The organism is Virgisporangium ochraceum (assembly GCF_016863655.1).
Lineage (GTDB): Bacteria > Actinomycetota > Actinomycetes > Mycobacteriales > Micromonosporaceae > Virgisporangium > Virgisporangium ochraceum.
On sequence record NZ_BOPH01000041.1, the window covers coordinates 18,725 to 37,612 of the forward strand.

Annotated in this window: 19 protein-coding genes; 9 read left to right on the forward strand and 10 right to left on the reverse strand. The window is 72.2% G+C overall.

Going from position 1 to position 18,888, the window contains the following annotated elements; genetic code table 11:
- Positions 1 to 16 precede the first annotated feature (16 nt).
- Complete coding sequence (locus Voc01_RS16665; protein ID WP_203928347.1) at positions 17 to 982, reverse strand: zinc-binding dehydrogenase; 966 nt, start codon at positions 980 to 982, stop codon at positions 17 to 19.
- 34 nt (positions 983 to 1,016) lie between these two features.
- Positions 1,017 to 3,245: a glycoside hydrolase family 3 C-terminal domain-containing protein gene (locus Voc01_RS16670; protein WP_203928348.1), complete on the reverse strand. Its 2,229-nt coding sequence runs from the start codon at positions 3,243 to 3,245 to the stop codon at positions 1,017 to 1,019.
- Positions 3,246 to 3,290: 45 nt separating this feature from the next.
- Here Voc01_RS16670 and Voc01_RS16675 point away from each other — a divergent pair, with 45 nt between their 5' ends.
- Positions 3,291 to 3,872: a TetR/AcrR family transcriptional regulator gene (locus tag Voc01_RS16675; RefSeq protein ID WP_203928349.1), complete on the forward strand. Its 582-nt coding sequence runs from the start codon at positions 3,291 to 3,293 to the stop codon at positions 3,870 to 3,872.
- Positions 3,873 to 3,921: 49 nt separating this feature from the next.
- Positions 3,922 to 4,647 carry a DUF6882 domain-containing protein gene (locus tag Voc01_RS16680; protein WP_203928350.1) on the forward strand — a complete coding sequence of 242 codons (726 nt, stop codon included), beginning with the start codon at positions 3,922 to 3,924 and terminating at the stop codon, positions 4,645 to 4,647.
- On the opposite strand, the gene Voc01_RS16685 is transcribed toward Voc01_RS16680, so the two are convergent.
- Positions 4,637 to 5,122 (reverse strand): TspO/MBR family protein, encoded by a 486-nt coding sequence (locus Voc01_RS16685; RefSeq protein ID WP_203928351.1) that lies wholly within the window; start codon positions 5,120 to 5,122, stop codon positions 4,637 to 4,639. The two genes, Voc01_RS16680 and Voc01_RS16685, sit on opposite strands and share 11 nt — an antisense overlap.
- A 28-nt stretch (positions 5,123 to 5,150) precedes the next feature.
- Entirely contained in the window at positions 5,151 to 5,882 is a 732-nt protein-coding gene (locus Voc01_RS16690; RefSeq protein ID WP_203928352.1) for a phosphodiesterase, read from the reverse strand.
- A 73-nt stretch (positions 5,883 to 5,955) separates the two neighbouring features.
- On the opposite strand from Voc01_RS16690, the gene Voc01_RS16695 reads away from it, so the two are divergent.
- Positions 5,956 to 7,323 carry a family 43 glycosylhydrolase gene (locus tag Voc01_RS16695; RefSeq protein ID WP_203928353.1) on the forward strand — a complete coding sequence of 456 codons (1,368 nt, stop codon included), beginning with the start codon at positions 5,956 to 5,958 and terminating at the stop codon, positions 7,321 to 7,323.
- A 10-nt stretch (positions 7,324 to 7,333) separates the two neighbouring features.
- Positions 7,334 to 8,761, forward strand: coding sequence for a glycoside hydrolase family 43 protein (locus Voc01_RS16700; RefSeq protein ID WP_203928354.1), 1,428 nt, complete (start codon positions 7,334 to 7,336; stop codon positions 8,759 to 8,761).
- 75 nt (positions 8,762 to 8,836) lie between these two features.
- On the opposite strand, the gene Voc01_RS16705 is transcribed toward Voc01_RS16700, so the two are convergent.
- Positions 8,837 to 9,868 carry a LysR family transcriptional regulator gene (locus Voc01_RS16705; protein WP_203928355.1) on the reverse strand — a complete coding sequence of 344 codons (1,032 nt, stop codon included), beginning with the start codon at positions 9,866 to 9,868 and terminating at the stop codon, positions 8,837 to 8,839.
- Between the two features lie 92 nt (positions 9,869 to 9,960).
- On the opposite strand from Voc01_RS16705, the gene Voc01_RS16710 reads away from it, so the two are divergent.
- From Voc01_RS16710 to Voc01_RS16720, 3 genes are read left to right on the forward strand one after another with little or no spacing between them, the layout of a single operon-like run.
- On the forward strand, positions 9,961 to 11,085 hold the full coding sequence (locus tag Voc01_RS16710; protein WP_203928356.1) for a sugar ABC transporter substrate-binding protein: 1,125 nt from the start codon (positions 9,961 to 9,963) through the stop codon (positions 11,083 to 11,085).
- Positions 11,082 to 12,071 (forward strand): ABC transporter permease, encoded by a 990-nt coding sequence (locus Voc01_RS16715; RefSeq protein ID WP_203928357.1) that lies wholly within the window; start codon positions 11,082 to 11,084, stop codon positions 12,069 to 12,071. Before Voc01_RS16710 ends, Voc01_RS16715 begins: the two co-directional genes overlap by 4 nt.
- A complete protein-coding gene (locus Voc01_RS16720) occupies positions 12,068 to 12,829 on the forward strand; it encodes an ATP-binding cassette domain-containing protein (protein WP_203928358.1) in 762 nt (253 codons plus the stop codon). Before Voc01_RS16715 ends, Voc01_RS16720 begins: the two co-directional genes overlap by 4 nt.
- Here Voc01_RS16720 and Voc01_RS16725 read toward each other — a convergent pair.
- Positions 12,807 to 13,427, reverse strand: a complete 621-nt coding sequence (locus Voc01_RS16725) for a winged helix-turn-helix transcriptional regulator (RefSeq protein ID WP_203928359.1) — start codon at positions 13,425 to 13,427, stop codon at positions 12,807 to 12,809. The two genes, Voc01_RS16720 and Voc01_RS16725, sit on opposite strands and share 23 nt — an antisense overlap.
- A 51-nt stretch (positions 13,428 to 13,478) precedes the next feature.
- Here Voc01_RS16725 and Voc01_RS16730 point away from each other — a divergent pair, with 51 nt between their 5' ends.
- The gene (locus Voc01_RS16730) at positions 13,479 to 13,847 is read left to right on the forward strand and encodes a VOC family protein (protein WP_203928360.1); all 369 of its coding nucleotides are present in this window, start codon (positions 13,479 to 13,481) and stop codon (positions 13,845 to 13,847) included.
- Here the strand turns inward: Voc01_RS16730 and Voc01_RS16735 are convergent.
- From Voc01_RS16735 to Voc01_RS16750, 4 genes are read right to left on the reverse strand one after another with little or no spacing between them, the layout of a single operon-like run.
- The gene (locus tag Voc01_RS16735) at positions 13,844 to 14,701 is read right to left on the reverse strand and encodes an acyl-CoA thioesterase (protein ID WP_203928361.1); all 858 of its coding nucleotides are present in this window, start codon (positions 14,699 to 14,701) and stop codon (positions 13,844 to 13,846) included. The two genes, Voc01_RS16730 and Voc01_RS16735, sit on opposite strands and share 4 nt — an antisense overlap.
- Positions 14,698 to 15,504: a DUF1295 domain-containing protein gene (locus Voc01_RS16740; protein WP_203928362.1), complete on the reverse strand. Its 807-nt coding sequence runs from the start codon at positions 15,502 to 15,504 to the stop codon at positions 14,698 to 14,700. The genes Voc01_RS16735 and Voc01_RS16740 overlap by 4 nt, the downstream gene beginning before the upstream one ends.
- Positions 15,501 to 16,355: an SDR family NAD(P)-dependent oxidoreductase gene (locus Voc01_RS16745; protein ID WP_203928363.1), complete on the reverse strand. Its 855-nt coding sequence runs from the start codon at positions 16,353 to 16,355 to the stop codon at positions 15,501 to 15,503. The genes Voc01_RS16740 and Voc01_RS16745 overlap by 4 nt, the downstream gene beginning before the upstream one ends.
- The gene (locus tag Voc01_RS16750) at positions 16,352 to 17,548 is read right to left on the reverse strand and encodes an acetyl-CoA C-acyltransferase (protein ID WP_203928364.1); all 1,197 of its coding nucleotides are present in this window, start codon (positions 17,546 to 17,548) and stop codon (positions 16,352 to 16,354) included. Before Voc01_RS16750 ends, Voc01_RS16745 begins: the two co-directional genes overlap by 4 nt.
- Before the next feature lie 119 nt (positions 17,549 to 17,667).
- Between Voc01_RS16750 and Voc01_RS16755 the strand changes: the two genes are divergently transcribed.
- On the forward strand, positions 17,668 to 18,888 hold the full coding sequence (locus Voc01_RS16755) for an acetyl-CoA acetyltransferase (protein WP_203928365.1): 1,221 nt from the start codon (positions 17,668 to 17,670) through the stop codon (positions 18,886 to 18,888).

An 18,888-nucleotide genomic window follows, 5' to 3' on the forward strand; every position in this document is an offset into this window, starting at 1 on the left:
ACCGCGGGGTGTCGGGTCAGGGAATGAGCAGGGACTTGCCGGCCACCGAGCGGGCGGCCAGGGCGCGGTGGACGTCGGCGGCGCGGTCGAGCGGCAGGGTGGCGGCGATCACGGGACGCAGGTGGCCGCCGACGGCGAGGTCGAGCGCCTCGGTCAGCAGTTCGCGTACGACGGCGTTCGGCGGCGGACCGGCCAGCAGCGGCTGGAGGAGGCGGATCCCGCGGCGGGCCAGGGTGGCGGGGTCGGGCGCGGCGAACCCGTCCGCGGTGCCGTAGGTCACCAGCCGGCCGCCGTCCGCCAGCGCGTCCACTGTGGACGTTCCGAGCGCGCCGCCGGCGCCGTCGAAGGCCAGCGCGGCGCCGCCGCCGGTGGCCGCGCGTACCTCGTCGGGCCAGCCGTCCCGGGTGTAGTCCACGGTCACGTCGGCGCCCAGGCTGGCGGCCAGCGCCCGCTTCTCCGCGGACGACGCCGCGGCCACGACGCGGGCCCCGGCGTCGACGGCGAGCTGGACCAGCAGCGTCCCGGCCCCGCCCGCGGCGGCCGTGACCAGCACCCACTCGTCCTTGTCCGGCGAACCGAGGCGGTCGAGGTTCAGCGCGGTGGCGCCGTCGTGGAGCAGCCCGGCGGCGACCTCGAACGGCAGGTCGTCGGGCACGGGGACGATCCGGTCGAGGTCGGCGACCGCCCGTTCGGCGTAGCCGCCGTACGGGATCCGGGCGACGACCCGGCGCCCGGTCCAGGCCGGGTCGACGCCCTCGCCGGTCCGCAGGACCGTGCCGGCACCCCCGTGGCCCGGCACGTACGGCAGCGGCACCGGGAAGAAGTCCCGGCCCCAGCCGCTGCGCAGCAACGTGTCGAGGAAGATGACGTCGGCCGCGGCGAGGCCGACGACGACCTGCCCGGGACCGGGTTCGGGGTCGGGCAGGTCCGTCGGGGTCAGTACCTCGGGCCCGCCGAACGAGGCCACCTGGATCGCACGCATGCGGTCCAGTATCGAACCTCGACAAATGTTGAGGTCAAGAGTTGGCCTCGCGCACGAGCGCGTCGATCGCGTCGGCGCCGAACTGGTCGCCGGCGAACGACGTCAGGCGGCCCAGCGGGAGGCTGGCCAGGAACATGAACACCTGCGGGTCGGCGAGGGCGGCGGCGGCCTGGTTGTTCCCGCCCGTGCCGTCGCCGGTGTCGTCGCCGCCGGCGGTCGCGGCGGCCCACGCGTTCATGAGCACCTCGGCGCCCTTCGGGTCGTCGAGCCACTCCTGGAGCGTGGACCCGGCCGTCAGGGGGCGCCGGGTGTCGTCGCCGTCCACGGCCACGGTGACGGACGTGCGCACGTCCCGCGAGGAGGCGCCGACGGACAGCACGTACTCCCCGCCCTCCACGGCCCACCGGCCCAGCCACGGGTCCCAGTAGGCGAGGTCGGCCCGCGGGATGCGGACCGTCACCTCGACGGTGGCGCCGGCCGCGACCGCGACGTTGGCGAACCCCTTGAGCTCGCGCGGCGCGCGGCGCACCTTCGAGCCCGGCAGGCCGGCGTACACCTGCACCACCTCGCGGCCGTCGCGGTCGCCGGTGTTCGTGACCGCGACGCGCACCTCGACGTCACCGTCCACGATGGACGCGGTGGCGTCGCCGTACGCGAACGTCGTGTACGAAAGGCCGAACCCGAACGGGTAGGCGACGTCCTGCTCCCGCGCGTCGAAGCCGCGGTAGCCGACGTGGATGCCCTCGCCGTAGCGCACGTGCCCGGCCTCGCCGGGAAAGTCGAGGTGCGACGGGTGGTCGGCGAGCCGGTGCGGGATGGTCTCGGAAAGCCGGCCCGAGGGGTTGACCACACCGAACAGCACGTCGGCGAGGGCGCCGCCGCCGGCCTGCCCGAGCAGCCAGCCCTCGACGAGCGCCGGCACCGCGCGGTCCCACGGGGTGGTGCGCACGACCGCGCCGTTGGAGAGCACGACGACCGTGCGCGGGTTGGCGGCCACGATCCGCTCGACGAGCGCCAGTTGCCCGGCGGGCAGGTCGATGCCGGCCCGGTCGGCGCCCTCGGTCTCGTGCGCCGTGCCGACGAACACCACGGCGACGTCGGCCGCCGCGGCCACCTCGACGGCCTCCGCGACGAGCGCACCGTCCTCGCCGCCGTCGACGGCGTACCCGGCCGCGAACGTCACCTCGGCGGAGGTCAGCGTGCGGATCTCGGTGAGCGCGTCGTCGAGCCGGGTCGGCGTGATCTGCGAGCTCCCGCCGCCCTGGTAGCGCGGGGTGTTGGCGATCTCGCCGATGACCGCCACCGAGGTGTCCGAGGTGGACAGTGGCAGCAGCCCGCCCTCGTTGCGCAGCAGCACGATCGAGCGCGCGGCCGCCTCCCGGGCCAGCGCGTGGTGCGCGGCCTCGTCGTAGGTCGCGTCGGGGTCGGCGTGCCGCAGCGCCTTGTCCACCAGCGCCCGCACGCGCGCGGCGGAGGTCTCCAGGGCGGCCGGGTCGAGGCTGCCGTCGGCGACCGCCGCGACCAGGGCCCGGTCGCCGGGCTCGTCGGGGCCGGGCATCGTGAGGTCGAGGCCGGCGGCGACCGCCGCGACCCGGTCGACCACGGCACCCCAGTCGGAGACCACGAGGCCCTCGAAGCCCCACTCGTCGCGCAGCACCTCGGTGAGCAGCCACCGGTGCTCCGACGCGTAGACGCCGTTGACGCGGTTGTAGGCGCACATGACCGTCCACGGCTGCGCCTGCTCGACGACGCGCTGGAACGCGTGCAGGTACAGCTCGCGCAGCGTGCGCTCGTCGACGTCGGCGCTGACGCGCATGCGGTCGGTCTCCTGGCTGTTGACCGCGAAGTGCTTGAGCGACGCGCCCACACCCTGGCTCTGCAGGCCCTTCACCCACTCGACCGCCAGGATGCCGGTGAGCAACGGGTCCTCGGCGTAGTACTCGAAGTTGCGACCGCCGAGCGGGCTGCGCTTGAGGTTGATGCCGGGGCCGAGCAGCACGGAGACGCCCATCGCGCGGGCCTCCTCGCCGAGCGCCACCCCGACGCGGTGCACGAGCTCGGGGTCCCAGCTCGACCCGAGCGCGACCGCCGGCGGGAAGCAGGTCGCCGGCTCGCCGGTGATGAGGTCCTTGGCGTCGGCGGCCTGCTTGCGTACGCCGTGCGGCCCGTCGGTGACGGTGATCGACGGGAGGTCGCCGACGGCCGACGTGTGCCACATGTCGTGACCGCTGGTGAGCGCGGCCTGCTGCTCCGTGGTGAGCATCCGTGTCCTTACCTAGTACCTGGTAGGTAGCGGTAATCTAGCCAGGTGAACCGTGGCACGGCAAGGGTCCGGCTGCCGGTGGCCGAGCGGCGTGGCCAGATCATCGGGGTCACCACCCGGCTCATCGCCGAGCGCGGCTTCTGGGGCCTGTCGATGCAGGACGTCGCCGACGGCTGTGGGCTCACCGTCCCCGGTCTGCTGCACCACGTGGGGTCCAAGGACGGGCTGCTGCTCGCGGTCCTCGACCATCGCGACGCCGAAGACGGCCGCGCGCTGACCGCGGACCTCGGCACGGACGGCCTGTCCGCCGGCGTCGACCTGCGGCGCGTGTGCGCGGCGCTGGTGCGGCGCAACGCGTCGCAGCCGGAGATCGTGCGGCTGTTCGCCGTGCTGGAGGCCGAGTCGCTCGCGCCGGACCACCCCGCGCACGCGTACTTCGTGACGCGGCAGGCGCGGGTCCTGGAGACGTTGACCGCACTGGCAACCGGGGTGAGCGACCGGCCGGAGTCGTTGGCGCGCCAGGTGATCGCCCTGATGGACGGCCTGCAGATCCAGTGGCTGCGCGATCCCGGCGGCACCGACCTCGTGGTGGAGTGGGAGCGTGCGGCCGACACCCTGTTCGGCTGAGGCCGGTCCGGCCGGTCCCGTTGGCGGTCCGTTGCTAGGGTCGGTCCGCGTGACTGATCTTCTTCACGTGTTCACCGATCTGACCGACGATGCCGCGCTCCTGTCACTGGAGCACCAGGTGCACCTGGAAGAGGTGCTCGGTGAGCACAACTGGCAGGTCGAACTCAGCAAACCGGAGTTCAGCTTCACCGGCGCGACGCCGCGCACCTGCACCCGGATGCACCTGTTGGGCTCGGCGGCGCCCGGCCCGCGGTCGTGGTTGTGGGCGTGGGCCAACCCGTCCGGGTTCCACCCCGAGGCGTCGCGGTTGTCCGAGTCGCTGCGGGACTGGGGGCGCCGCCACGACCTCGCGCTGTTCGCCGAGCCCGAGGTGCCGTTCGCCGAGCTGCCCGGTCAGCCGGACGAACCGCACCTGGCGGCCACGTTCTTCATCGAGGCCGCGAAGACGCTCACCGGCGTCTGGACGCACTACAACGCGCCGGCGGGCGGCGGCACCCGCGGCGGGTTCCTCATCGAGCACCCCGACTTCGAGCTGCCGGAGCCGGAACCGGCCCGCGTCATGCGGATCCTGCAGCAGGGCCTGGCCGAGATCCCGCTGACCAACCACCGCCGCGCGTTCTACAGCTACGCCGTGCGCCGCGGCATGTCGGCGGTCTTCAGCGACGACCGGGAGACGCTGACCATCACCGGACCGCGGTTCACCGCCCACGTGGCGTTCGACGACCTCGGCCGGGTGAAGGACCTCCAGGCGCGGCTGGGCGCCGCTACCGGTTGAGGTACCAGATCGCGGCGTTCAGGGCGGTCGCGTAGCTCACCCAGAGCAGATACGGCACCAGCAGCCACGCCGCGGCCCGGTGGACGCGGCGGAAACCGAGAATGGTCACCGCGATCGCCACCCACATCGCGACGATGTCGACCAGCGCCCACCCGTACTGCCCGGCGCCGAAGAAGATCGGTGTCCAGGCGGCGTTGAGCACCAGCTGCACCGCGTACGGCACCAGGACCCGGTCGGCGCCGACCCGCCGCCACACCAGCCAGCCGGCGACGGCGATCATCCCGTAGAGCACCGTCCACACGGGACCGAACAGCCACGACGGCGGCGCCCACGAGGGACGGTCGAGCGTCGCGTACTCGCCGGCCGTCCCGGTGACGGCGAGCGTGCCGAGCAGCGCTGCCGCGGTGACGGCGGCGGCGAAACCGGCGAGGCCGGCCCACCGCACGGCGGGGGAGCGGATGGCGTAGGCGGTCACGCCGTTGGTCTACCCCCGCGCGCGGTTCCTACGCCACCAGCCGGAAATGGGTCGTGAGGCGGCCGTCGTCGAACAGGTGGAACGCGATGGCCGGCGGGAGGTCCCGGTCGAGGCCCGGGCCGGGCTCCCACGGCAGCTTGACCGTCGACGCCACGCCCGGTGCGACCAGCAGCGGCCGGCCCGCGAACGTCGTCGCCGCCGGGGTGTGCGCGTGGCCGCACAGCACCGCCACCACGCGCGGATGCCGCTCCACGACCGCGGCGAGGCCGTCGGGACGCTGCAGCCGGATCCCGTCGACGAAGGGCATGTGCAACGGGACCGGCGGGTGGTGGAGACAGATGAACGCCGGCCCGTCGTCGCTGGCGAGCTCGCGGTCGAGCCACGCGAGGGTCGGGTCGTCGAGGAGACCGGGGTCGCGGCCGGGGATCGACGAGTCGGCCATCAGGAACGTCACCCCGCCGATGCGGTAGGTCCGGTTGATCGGCGAGTCGTCGGGGTCCTCGCCGAGCAGCGCCTTGCGGTACGGGGGACGCGCGTCGTGGTTGCCGGGGCACAGCAGCACCGGCACCGACGCGGTGGCGATGCGGGCGACCTCCTCGTACTCGGGCTCGGCGCCGTGGTCGGCGAGGTCGCCGGTGACGAGGATGACGTCGAGGTGCTCCTCCAGCGTCCGGAGGTGGTCCATGACCCGGGCGGCGCGCCCGGTGGACCGCTCGGTGCCGTCGAGATGGATGTCGCTGATGTGGGCGATGACGAACATGGGTCCAGTGTGGCCGCCCTTGACAGGTGGACCGCCACCATTGATTGTTATCGATAACAACGGGAGGTCGAGGATGCGGATCCGGGCCGCTGCCGCGGTGCTCGTGCTGCTGGTGGGCGTTGCCGTCACCGCATCCGCGGCGTACGCGGCGACGCTGCCCACCGGTGCGGTGTCGCTGGAGGCGGTCAACTACGCCGGCCGCTTCGTGCGTCACCTCGACTCGTTGGCCCGGCTGGACCCGGTCACCTCGAGCGGTGCCACCCAGCTCAAGCTCGACGCGACCTTCACCGTCGTGAACGGCCTGGCCTCGCCCGCGTGCTACTCGTTCCGGACGAAGAGCGGGCTGTTCCTGCGCCACCGCGACTACCGGCTGCGCGTCGACGCCAACACCGGCGACGCGACGTTCCGCGGCGACGCCACGTTCTGCGCGGCCGACGGGTCGGTGGCGGGATCGGTGTCGCTGGTGTCGTACAACTATCCCGACCGGCGGATCCGGCACCGCGACTTCGCGCTGTGGCTCGACGCGGTGGGTGCCGTCGCCGACAGCTCGTTCCGCCTCGTGGCGCCGTGGGCGCCGAAGACCGACAAGAACCCGGTGATCCCCGGGCTGTTCGCCGACCCGCACCTCGTGACCTTCAACGGCCGCTACTACCTGTACCCGACCACCGACGGCTACGCCGGCTGGGGCGGCACGTACTACAAGGCGTTCTCGTCGGCCGACCTGGTCACCTGGACCGACCACGGCGTGATCCTCGACCACGGCCCGGACGTGTCGTGGGCCGACGACTCGGCGTGGGCGCCGGCCGTGACGCTGAAGTTCGGCCGGTACTACCTGTATTTCAGCGGCGGCCTGGTCAACGGCGCGAAGCAGCTCGGGGTCGCCGTGTCGGCGTCGCCGACGGGGCCGTTCCGCGACGCGCTCGGCCGCCCGTTGGTCCAGAGTGGACAGTTCTCCGGCGGCCAGGCCATCGACCCGATGGTGTTCACCGACGACGACGGCCGCTCCTACCTCTACTGGGGGCAGGGCGTGGCGCGGGTGGTGCCGTTGAACGACGACATGGTGTCGTTCGATGCCGCCCAGGTGCGCACGATCACGCCGAGCGGGTACAACGAGGCGCCGTTCGTGTTCAAGCGCAACGGCACCTACTACCTGATGTGGTCGGAGAACGACACCCGCAGCGAGGACTACCGGGTCGCCTACGCCACCGGCACGTCGCCGCTCGGCCCGTGGACCAACCGCGGCGTGGTGCTGCGCAAGAGCGGCGCCATCCTCGGCACCGGGCACCACTCGGTGGTGCGTGCCCCGAACTCCGACACCTGGTACATCGCCTACCACCGGTTCGCCGTGCCGGCCGGCAACGGCACCAACCGCGAGACGGCCGTCGACGTGATGCGCTTCAACGCCGACGGCACCATCGCGCCGGTCGTCCCCACCCGATGAGGAGCCTGTCGTGCTGAAACGGCTTGTCGCCCTGCTGGCCCTGATCGGGTCCTTCATCGTCGTGCCGGCCGGGCCCGCGGCCGCGTTGGACCCGTTCACCGGTTACCTGCTGGCGCACTTCATCGGGGAGTCGGCCCGGGGCGAGCAGATCTACTTCGCGCACAGCCGCGACGGTCTGAACTGGACGGACCTCAACGGCGGCAGCCCCGTCCTCCTGTCCACGGTGGGCACCCAGGGCGTGCGTGACCCCGCGCTCGTGCGGTCGCCGGCGGGTGACCGGTACTGGATCGTCGCCACCGACCTGCGCATCGCGAGCGGCACCTCGTGGTCCGACGCGGCGAACCGGGGCAGCACGTCGCTGGTGGTGTGGGAGTCCAGCGACCTCGTGAACTGGTCGCAACCCCGTCTCATCAACGTCGCCGCCGGAATCTCCGGCGCCGGCAACGCGTGGGCGCCGGAGGCGATCTGGAACCCGGCGACGAACGACTACGTCGTCTACTGGGCGACGAACTCGCTGCGCAACGGGGTCACCAAGCACCGCATCTGGTACGTGCGGACCAGCGACTTCCGCACGTTCACCGCGCCGCAGCTCTACATCGACCGCGGCAGCGGACAGGGCATCATCGACACCCAGATCATCGAGGCGCCGAACAGTGCCTACCGCTACTACCGCGCCTCCGCCGACGGGCACATCACGATCGAGGCCAGCAACTCGGTGCTCGGCTCGTGGACGACGCTCGGCAACCTGTCACATCTGGGCATCTCCAACGGAACCGGCGGCGGCAACGTCGTCGAGGGCCCGATGTGGGCGCAGTTCAACGGGCGCAGCGAGTGGAGCCTGTGGCTCGACCAGTACGCGACCGGTCGCGGCTACATGCCGGTGACGTCGACGAACCTCGGCAGCGTGCAGAACTTCCGCACCCGCACCGACTACGGCATGGGCGGCACCCGCAAGCGCCACGGCTCGATCCTCAACCTCACCGCGGCGGAGGAGAGCCGGGTGCTGGGCCGGTGGGGCACGAACGCTCCCGTGAACCGCATCCAGTCCTACAACTTCCAGGACCGGTACGTGCGCCACGCCAACCTCGACGTGCGCATCGACCCGAACGTCAGCCCGGCCCAGGACGCCCAGTTCCGGGTGCGGCCGGGCCTGGCCGGCGCGAGCGGCACGGTGTCGTTCGAGTCGGTCAACTACCCGGGGTACTACCTGCGCCACTACAACTACGACCTGGTGCTGGCGCCCAACGACGGGAGCACCACGTTCGCCGCCGACGCCACGTTCCGCGCGGTGGCGGGCCTGGCCAACTCGTCGTGGACGTCGTACCAGTCCTACAACTACCCGGACCGGTACCTGCGTCACTACAGCTACCTGCTCCGCATCGACCCGGTCACCACCACCCAGGAACGCGCGGACGCGACCTTCCGCCTCACGACCTGAGCGACCGGCGCGGCCCGCGCCGCGCGGCGCGGGCTCATGCGGCCTGGCCGTGCGCCGCGCGGCCGTCTGTTATCGCTAACAGCAGGCGGGTGGCCGCGGTTCGACACGGGCGGCCGACGGGCGCTCCTCGACGCGGGTGGCCGCCGGCCGCACCAGGTCACCGTGGCGGGCCAGCCACGCCGGATAGGCGGAGTTGCGCCGGACCGCCGCGTGGTACCCGGCGGCCGCCAGCCCGCACACGAGGGCGCCGTGGTCGGCCAGCACGCCCTCGCGGGGCCAGATCAGCACGTGCCGGTACCACAGCGGCGTGCCGGCGAGGGGCACCACCGCCAGGTCGGGGCTGGTGCGGAACGTCGCCTGGCAGAACGTCACCGCGTGGCCGGCGCGGATGAGGTCGAGCAGCGGGGTGCCCTCGACGTCGTGCGTCGCGCGCATCTCGAAGCCGGCCGCCAGGCAGGCCAGCGCGTAGTACTCGTGGCAGCGGTCGTCGTCGGGGCGGGGGAGGCCGAAGCGCTCGCCGGCGAGGTCGGCCAGGTCGATCTCGGCGCGGGCGGCCAGCGGGTGGTCGGCGGCGAGCAGCGCGAACACCGGCTCGGTCGCCACGGTGTGGTACGCGACCTCGGGGCGCACCGGTAGCTCGTACACCGGGTTCTCGCCGGCGACGGCCAGTTCGAGGAGGCCGCCGGCGACCATGTGCACCAGCGGGGTCGGCGACCCTTCGCCGTGCGTGGTGATCGCGGCGGTGGGGAACCGTCCGGTCAGGCCGGTGACGAGGGCGGGCAGCAGCGGCGCGTTGACCGTGCCGATGCGCAGCAGCCGGGGCTCGGTGCCGACGGCGTCGAGGGTGACGCGCGTGGTCGCGCGGCTCAGCTCGTCGATCGTCGGCAGGACCGCGCGGCAGCGGGTCAGCACCATCTCGCCGAACGAGGTGGTGGTGACCCCGTGGTTGCGCCGGATGAACAGCGTGCCGCCCAGCATCCGCTCGATGCGGTGCAGTTGGGCGGACAGGCCGGGCTGGGAGACGCGCAGCGCGGCGGCGGCACGGCCGATGCTGCCCGCCTCGGCGACGACGCAGATGACGCGGAGATGGCGCAGCTCCAGCTCCATAACCCGCATGTTATGGGGAGATGGGACTCCTTGTCCTCCGCCGACCGGCCCCAAGCTAGGTAAGTAACGGCACCGAACCAACAGGAGAGCCGATGCGAACGGTCCACCCCCGCGTCGAGGAGGCCGTCGACACCCTCGACCTCAACCCGGTCACCCGGCGGCGGCTGCTGTCGGGCGCCGGGCTGAGCAGTGCCGCGCTCGCCGCGGGCGCGCTGCTCACCGCCTGCTCGGAGAACAAGGCACAGGCCGGCGCCGCCGGCAACTTCCCGGCGACGCCCAAGTGGCGCTTCGTCTTCGTCTGTCACGTCACCGCCCACCCGTTCTTCACACCCACCCAGTACGGCATCGCCGACGCTTGCGCGCTGCTCGGCTGCGACTACCAGTGGACCGGCTCGCAGAACGCCGTCGTCGGCGAGATGGTCAACGCGACGAACGCCGCCGTGTCGGCGAAGGCGAACGGGATCGCGCTCGCGGTCACCGACGCGCGGGCGTTCACCGACCCGGTCAACAAGGCGCTCGACGCCGGCATCCCGGTGGTGAGCTACAACGCCGACGGCGAGCCGGGGAACCCGGGCACCTCGCGGCTGTCCTACATCGGGCAGCCGTTGTACGACTCGGGCCGCTCGCTCGGCACCAAGCTGCTGGAGAGCAAGTTCAGCGGCGGCGAGGTGGTGTGCTTCATCGCCACGCCGGGCTCACTCAACATCCAGCCCCGCAGCGACGGCGCGCGCGACGTGCTGAAGGAGTCGGGGACCAGCCACACGTTCACCCAGATCGCGACCGGCACCGACCTCCCCAACGAGCTCAACGCCATCGAGGCGTACCTGGCGGGCCACCCGAACGCCAAGGGGCTGCTGGCCGTCGACGGCGGGTCGACCGACGCGCTGGGCAAGGTGGTCGCGAAGCTGAAGCTCAAGGACAAGGGCGTCATCGCCGGCGGGTTCGACCTGCAGCCCGGCACGCTCGAGAGCGTCAAGGGCGGCAGCCTCGACTTCACGATCGACCAGCAGCCGTACCTGCAGGGCTTCCTGCCGGTCATCGCCCTGTATCTCTACAACCTGTCCGGCGGGCTGGTCTCGCCTCCCGACACCAACACGTCGCTGTCGTTCGTCACCAAGGACAACGTCAGCCAGTTCAGCGACGTCAAGACGCGTTTCGAAGGTTCGGACACGGCGCAGAAGGTCGTGACGCGCAGCGGCCCGATCCCGCACAAATGACCACGTTGACGATCGCCGCCGCCCGCCGCGGCGGCCAACGGCTTCTCCGGTTCCGCGAAGCCAGCATCCTGCTCGTGGCGATCGGGCTGGCGGTGTACTTCAACGCCGCCAGCCCGGCGTTCGCCACCGAGGGCAACCTCGTGACGATCTCGCACTATGTCGCGCCGGTGGCGATCCTGGCGACCGGCCAGGTGCTGCTGCTGATCAGCGGCGAGATCGACCTGTCGGTCGGGCACATGTACGCGCTGGCGCCGTTCCTGATGCACTACGCCATCTCGTTCCACGGCGTGCCCGTGCTGCTCGCGATCGTGCTCGCGGTGGCGGCGGGCGCCGTCGTGGGCCTGGTCAACGGTCTGGTCACGGTCCGCCTGCACGTTCCGTCCTTCGTGACCACGCTGGGCATGCTCTTCCTCCTCAACGGCATCACGCTGGTGACCTCGCACGCCTACCCGGTACCGATTCCGGAGGCGGCGCGCGGGGTGGCGTGGTGGCTGGGCGCGGCGCCCTGGGCGGAGATCACGTGGGCGCTCGCGATCGTGCTCGCGTTCCAGGTCGTGCTCAGCCAGACCCGGTGGGGCCTGCACACGGTGGCGACCGGTGGCAACCAGCACGGTGCCGGCGAGGCCGGGGTGCGGGTCAACCGCATCAAGATAGGCAACTTCATGATCGCGAGCATGCTCGGCGCGTTGACGGGCGTCCTGGAGGCGTTCCGCATCAACTCGATCGAGCCGCTCGCGGGCGGGTCCGGGATCATGTTCGCCTCCGTGGCGGCGGCCGTGATCGGCGGGACGGCGTTGGCGGGCGGATCGGGGACCATCGTGGGCGCGCTGCTGGGTGCGCTGGTGCTCGGCATCCTCCGTGACGGGCTCAACCTCGTGGGGGTCAACGCCGACCGGTTCGACCTGATCCTCGGCATCGCGATCCTGCTCGCGATGATCCTCAACGTGTACCTGGCCCGCCTCCGGACGAAGGGCACGCTGCGATGACCGAGCTGCTGCGCGCCGAGCACATCAGCAAGCGGTTCGGCCCGGTCACCGCGCTGCGCGACGTGTCGCTGCGGCTGGGCAGGGGCGAGGTGCTCGGGCTCATCGGCGACAACGGCGCGGGGAAGTCGACGCTCATCAAGACGCTGTGCGGCTTCCACCGGCCCGACTCCGGCCGCATCGTGGTCGACGGCGAGGAGACGACGCTGCGCTCCGTCGGGCACGCCCGCTCGCTCGGCATCGACACCGTGTACCAGGACCTGGCGCTGGTCGACCAGTTGTCCGTCTACCACAACATGTTCCTCAACCGGGAGGTCGTGCGCTGGCCGTTCCTGCGCAACCGGGCCATGCGCAAGCTGGCCCGCCAGCACCTCGACGAGATCGGCGTCGACATCCCCGACGTGACCGTCGAGGTGGCCCGGCTGTCGGGCGGGCAGCGGCAGGCGATCGCCGTGGCCCGCTCGGTGTACTCGGCGCGGCGCGTCCTGCTGCTCGACGAGCCGTTGGCCGCGATGGGCGCGAAGGAGGGCGCCCAGATCCTCGACCTGATCGCCGACCTGAAAGCCAGGGGCGACATCGCGATGATTCTGATCGTGCACAACTACGCCCAGGTGCTCGACGTGTGCGACCGCGTGAACCTGTTGCAGCACGGCACGATCACGTTCGACAAGCCGACCGCGGAGACCTCACTCGACGAGCTGACCGACCTGGTCGTCTCGGAGTACCGGCGGCGCCGGGCTACGGGGACCGGCGGGAGGTGAACAGGTAGCCGATGGCGCCGTGGGTCTCGGCCCGTCCGGCGGCGACGAGGTCGGGCAGCGCGGCCGGGTCGTCGATGAGCTCGTTCAGCGTACGCGGGTCGGTGCGGACAGACCCGTCGGCGTGCTCCGGCTGGCCTTGCGTGACAACGGTTTCCCCGTCCCGTGAGGAGACGGTCCAGACGCGGTCGTCGAGTTCGACGCGGAACGTGCGGTGCCCGGGGTCGAGCGAGCCGCGCAGGTAGATGAGGATCGAGGTGGCGCTGAGCGTGCTCGGCTCCGGTGCCGGCACGCGCAGGCCCCACGCGCCCAGGGCGAGCACGATCGGCTCCAGCTCGCGGCCCCAGTCCGTCAGCTCGTAGACCTTCGCCGCCCCGGGCGGTGGCAGCGTGCGACGCGCGACGACACCGCGCTCGTGCAGCTCACGCAGCCGGTCGGCCAGAAGGTTCGAGCTCGCGCCGGGCAGGGCGCGCCGGAGGTCGGTGAAGCGTTGCGGGCCGAGCAGCAGCTCGCGCACCACGAGCAGCGCCCAGCGCTCCCCCACCACGTCGAGGGCACGCCCGATGCCGCAGGAGTCGGCGTAGGTGCGCGTCGTGGGCATGGTGTGATATTAAAACCTCCAGGTTGTTTTTAACAACTACATGGAGGACGCATGGCGCGGCAGGTCGTTCACTACGAGATCATCGGAGCCGACCCGGGCCGGCTCCGCGACTACTACGGCTCGCTCTTCGGGTGGGAGTATGCGGTCGGCGGCCCGGTCGCCGAACCGGTCTCCGAGGCCGGCAACTACGGCTTCGTCGAGGGCGAGACCATCCCCGGTGGCGTCGGCGGCGGTGCCGGCTACGCGCCGCACACCGTCTTCTACGTGGGGGTCGACGACGTGGCCGAGGCGCTGGAGAAGGCCGAGAGCCTCGGTGGGAAAAGGGCGATGGGACCGGTGCGCTCGCCCGGCGGCGACCTGGTCGTCGCCCACTTCACCGACCCGGAGGGCAACCTCGTCGGGCTCGCCGGACCGGCCTAGAGCGGCGACGCCCGCAGCAGGCCCTCCTGGGCGACCGTCGCCACCAGTTCGCCGTCCGGGGCGAAGATTCCGGCGGCGCTCAACGCGCGTCCCCAGGAGGCGACCGGTGAGTGCTGGTCGAACAGCATCCAGTCGTCGGCGCGCGGGACGCGGTGCAGCCACAGGGCGTGGTCCAGCGACACGGTGTCCCAGGCGTGCCGGTCGTCGCGTTCGCGGCCGATCACCAGGCCGTGCGGCACGAGTGCGGCGGCGAGCAGCGTGAGGTCGGTGGCGTAGCAGGTCACCGCGGCGTGCACGAGCGGGTCGTCGGGCAGCGTGCCGGCGGCGCGCATCCAGATCAGGTCGCGCGAGCCACCGTCGACGGTGCGCAGGTCCAACCGGATCTCGACCGCGTCGAACCCGGTCCACATGCCGTCGAGCCCGCCGTAGCGGGCGACGCTCTCGGCCAGCGACGGCATGGCGGACGGCGGGGGAGCGGGCGGCGTCGGCGTCTGGTGGCCGACCCGGGGCTCGGTGACGTCCGGATGCCCGAAGGCCACGGACATCCGCAGGATCTCCCTGCCGTCCTGGAGCGCGGCCACGGACCGGTTCGAGCGGGTGCGGCCCTCCCGCACGGTCTCCACCACGAACTCGATCGGCACCTCCGACCGGCCGGGGCGCAGGAAGTCGGCGTACAGCGACTGCGGTGTCCGTCCACCCGCGACGGTGCGACCGGCGGCGACCAGCGCCTGCGCGGCGACCTGCCCGCCGAACACGCGGGGCAGGTCGAGCGCGGCGTTGCGGCCGACGAAGCGGTCGTCGGCCGACTGCTTGAGGTCGAGGACGTCGAGCAGGTCGGCCAGATCGTGGGTCACGCGGCCCGCCGCGGCGGGCGGGGGAGGAAGCCGCTCGTGCGCGCGACGTAGTCGGCGTACGCGTCACCGCGGGAGCGGGCCATCCGCCGCTCCAGCAAAGCCTTACCGCTCTTGTTCACGAGCATGTACGTCATCAGCACCGGCGCGACCACGGTCAGCAGCCCGACCCAGTGCGAGCACGCGAGGAGCCACAGCCCGAACCACACCAGGCTGTCGCCGAAGTAGTTCGGGTGCCGGGTCCAGCCCCAGAGGCCGCGGTCCATGAGTTTCCCGCGGTTCGCCGGGTCGGCCTTGAACCGGGCCAGTTGCGCGTCTCCGACCGCCTCGAACGCGAGCCCGACCGCCCACACCGCGACGCCGATCCACGTGACGACACCGACGTTCGCGGACCCGTACATCGCCACCTGGACCGGCAGCGACACCACCCACATGATCGAGCCCTGCGGCCAGTAGATCCACTTGACGACGAACGGCACGGTGCGGCCGGTGTTGCGGCGCATCAGCGCGGCGTACCGCGGGTCTTCGCCCTTGCCGTGGTTGCGGGCGAAGATGTAGACGCCGAGGCGGATCCCCCAGACGGCGGTGAGCCCGAGCACGATCCACCGGCGGGTGTCGTCGCCCTCGCCGAGCGCACCCGACAGCCCGAACGACACGGTCGCGACGACCACGAAACCGAGGCCCCACACCGTGTCGACGATGCTCTGCTCGCCGCGGCGCAGCGCGTACAGCATCGTGGCGAGCATGGTGAGCGCGACCGCGCCGGCGCTCACGACGAGGTTGAGTCCGAGCGCTCCCCAGCTCATCGCAGCCCCTCCTGTGCGAACTCGACGAACGCGTCGTGCGCCGTGCGGTACTCGTGCGGCTTGCCGCCGCGGCTGTCGGCGAGCAGCCGTTCCAGCTCCGCACCGTCCATCGTGGACGGATGGTGGACGGTGCCCCACTCGACCGCGCCGGTGGCCCGCAGCGCGCCGTTCGCCGCCACGATCACCTCGCCGTTGACCCGGCCGGCCGGGTCGACGAGCGCGGCCACCACGGGCGCCACCGACTCCGCGGTCATCACGTCGCGGAAGTGGTCGTCCATGTTCGCCTCGGTCATCTGGGTGGTGGCGTACGGCAGCAGGACGTTGGTGTACACGTTGCGGGGCCCGCCCTCCCGGGCGATGGTGCGCCCGAGCGCGATCACCGCGCCCTTGCTCGCCGCGTACGCCGAGACGGTCGTCTCACCGTGCAGGCCGGCGGTGCTCGCCACGAGCACGATGCGCCCGCCTCCATTCGCGCGCATGTGCGCCGACGCGGCCATCGCGACGCCCGCGGTGCCGAGGACGTTCACGGCGAGCACGTCGCGCAGCGCCGCGACGCTCGACCGGTGGAACATCGCCGGACCGCTGACCGCGGCACTGGTGACGAGGAAGTCCAGGCGCCCGAACGTGTCCAGCGCCGTCCGGACGATGCGTTCCCCGGCGTCGGGGTCGCTGACGTCGCTGTACTCGGCGCACGCGCGTCCCCCCGCCTTTTCGATCTCGGCCACGACGCGGCCGGCGGAGTCGTTGCGGTTGCTGACGACCACCGCGGCCCCCCGCGCGGCCAGGTGGAGCGCGAACGCCCGTCCCAACCCCTTGCCGCCGCCGGTGACGATCCCGACGCTGCCGTTCACGGGACCCGCTCGACGAGGACGGCCACGCCGAGGCCGGCCGCACCGCTGACCGCGGCCACGCCGTACCGGCCCTCGCGCCGTTCGAGCTCGTCGACGCACTGCCCGACGAGGATCGCGCCGGTGGCGCCGAACGCGTGGCCCATCGCGATGGTGCCACCGTTGGGGTTCATGCGGTCCGGTCCGGCGTCGAGGTCGCGGCGGAACGTGAGGCACAGCGCGGAGAACGCCTCGGCGAACTCGAACACGTCGATGTCCCTCGGCTGCAGTCCGGCCTTCGCGATGACCTTCTCGACCGCGTGCTGCCCGGCGGTGAGCATGATGACCGGATCCGTCGAGGCGGTGGCCGCGGCGACGACCCGGGCACGCGGGCGCAGGCCCGCCCGGTCGGCGGCGTCCTCCGTACCGAGCAGCACGAGCGCGGCGGCGTCGGCGAGCGCGGGCGACGTGCCGACCGTGTGACGGTGCTCGATCGGTCCGATCTCCGGGTGCGCGGCCATCGCGATCGCGTCCTGGCCGGACGCGCCGATCCCCGTGAACGCGGGCGGCAGCGCGGCGAGACCCTCGACGGTGGTGTCCGCCCGGATCAGCTCGTCGCGGGCGAAGCCGCCGACCGGCACCACCGAGCGCGCGTAGAAGCCGGCGTCCCAGGCTCTGGCGGCCTTGTGCTGGGTCTCCGCGCCGTAGGCGTCGAGCTCGGGGCGCTGCCAACCGTCCTTCGTGGCGTTGAGGTCGGCGGCGATGCCCATGTGCACCGAGCCGACGCGCGTGATCGTGTCGGGGTCGGTCCACAGGGGACCCTCGTCGGAGAACATCGGTACGCGCGAGACGCTCTCGACGCCGCCGGCGACGGCCAGCTGGAGGTCGTCGGCCTTGAGGCGGGCCGCGGTCTGTGACACCGCGTCGATCCCGGAGGCGCAGAAGCGGTTGAGCGTCACGCCGGGGACGCGGTCGCCCCAGCCGGCGAGGAGGGTGGCGGTGCGGGCGAGGTTCGCGCCCTGTTCGCCGTTCTGGGAGGCGAGGCCCAGGGTGACGTCCTCGACCCGCTCCGGGTCCAGGCCGGTGCGCTCGACGAGCGCGTGCTGCAGGTGTACCACCAGGTCGGTCGGCGTGAGGTGGTGGAGCGAGCCTTTCGCCGACCCTTTCCCGCGTGGCGTCCGGACAAAGTCCAGGATGTGGACGGCGCGTGAGGTCACTCTGTTAGGTGTAGTCTCACGCCCCCGTCTTGGCAAGGGGATCTTCCTCGCCAGAAACAGCTCCCGTTGACGACTAACTCTGTCTGTTATAGTAAGGACGCGTGAACGGAGGTGCCGGTGTGACTACTTCTGCCACCTGGGTAGCCGGCGGATTCCAGACCGATTTCGCCACCAACTGGGGCCGGGCCGGGCACGGCTTCGCCGAGCTGGTCGAGGCGGGGGTCACCGGGACGCTCGAAGCGTCGGGCGTCGACCCGGCCGACATCGGCGTGATCCACGTCGGCAACGCGTTCGGGCAGCTGTTCACCGGCCAGGGCCAGCTCGGCGGCATGCCCGCCACGGTCGACCCGCGGCTGTGGGGCATCCCGGCCGCCCGCCACGAGGCCGCGTGCGCGTCCGGGAGCATCGCGGTGCTGGCGGCGATGGCCGACCTGGAGTCGGGCCGGTACGACGTGGCGCTGGTGCTCGGCGTCGAGCTCGAGCGCACCGTTCCGGGCGACGACGCGTCCCGGCTCCTCGGCGCCGCCGCATGGATCGGCCACGAGGGTCAGGACGCGAAGTTCATGTGGCCCTACATGTTCAGCGCGCTCGCCGACGAGTACGACAAGCGCTACGGGCTCGACGACGCGCACCTGCACGCGATCGCCAAGCTGAACTACACCAACGCCCGGTCGAACCCGAACGCGCAGACGCGCGCGTGGCGGTTCACCGACGCCAGCTTCAGCGACGACGACACGGCGAACCCGGCGGTCGAGGGACGGGTGCGGCGCACCGACTGCAGCCAGATCACCGACGGCGCCGCCGGTGTGGTCCTGGTGTCCGACCGGTACCTCGCGGCGCACCCCATGACGAAGGTGGCCCGCATCGCCGGCTGGGGTCACACCACGGTCGGGCTCGCGCTGGCGCAGAAGCTCGAGCACAGCGCCGGCCAGCCGTACGTGCTGCCGCACGTGCGCAAGGCGATCACCGACGCGTTCGGGCGGGCACGGGTAGGGCTCGGGCAGCTCGACGCGATCGAGACCCACGACTGCTTCTCGATGTCCGAGTACGCCGCGATCGACCACTTCGGTATCACCGCGCCGGGCGAGAGCTGGAAGGCGGTCGAGAACGGCGACCTGGCCGTCGGCGGACGCATCCCGGTGAACCCGGGCGGCGGGCTCATCGGTGGCGGTCACCCGGTGGGCGCCACCGGCGTGCGCATGCTGCTCGACGCCTACAAGCAGGTCACCGACCAGGCGGGCGACCACCAGGTGCCGGGCGCGCGCACCGTGGGAACACTCAACATCGGCGGGAGCACGACCACCACGGTCAGCCTGGTCGTCACCAACGGGGAGGCCTGA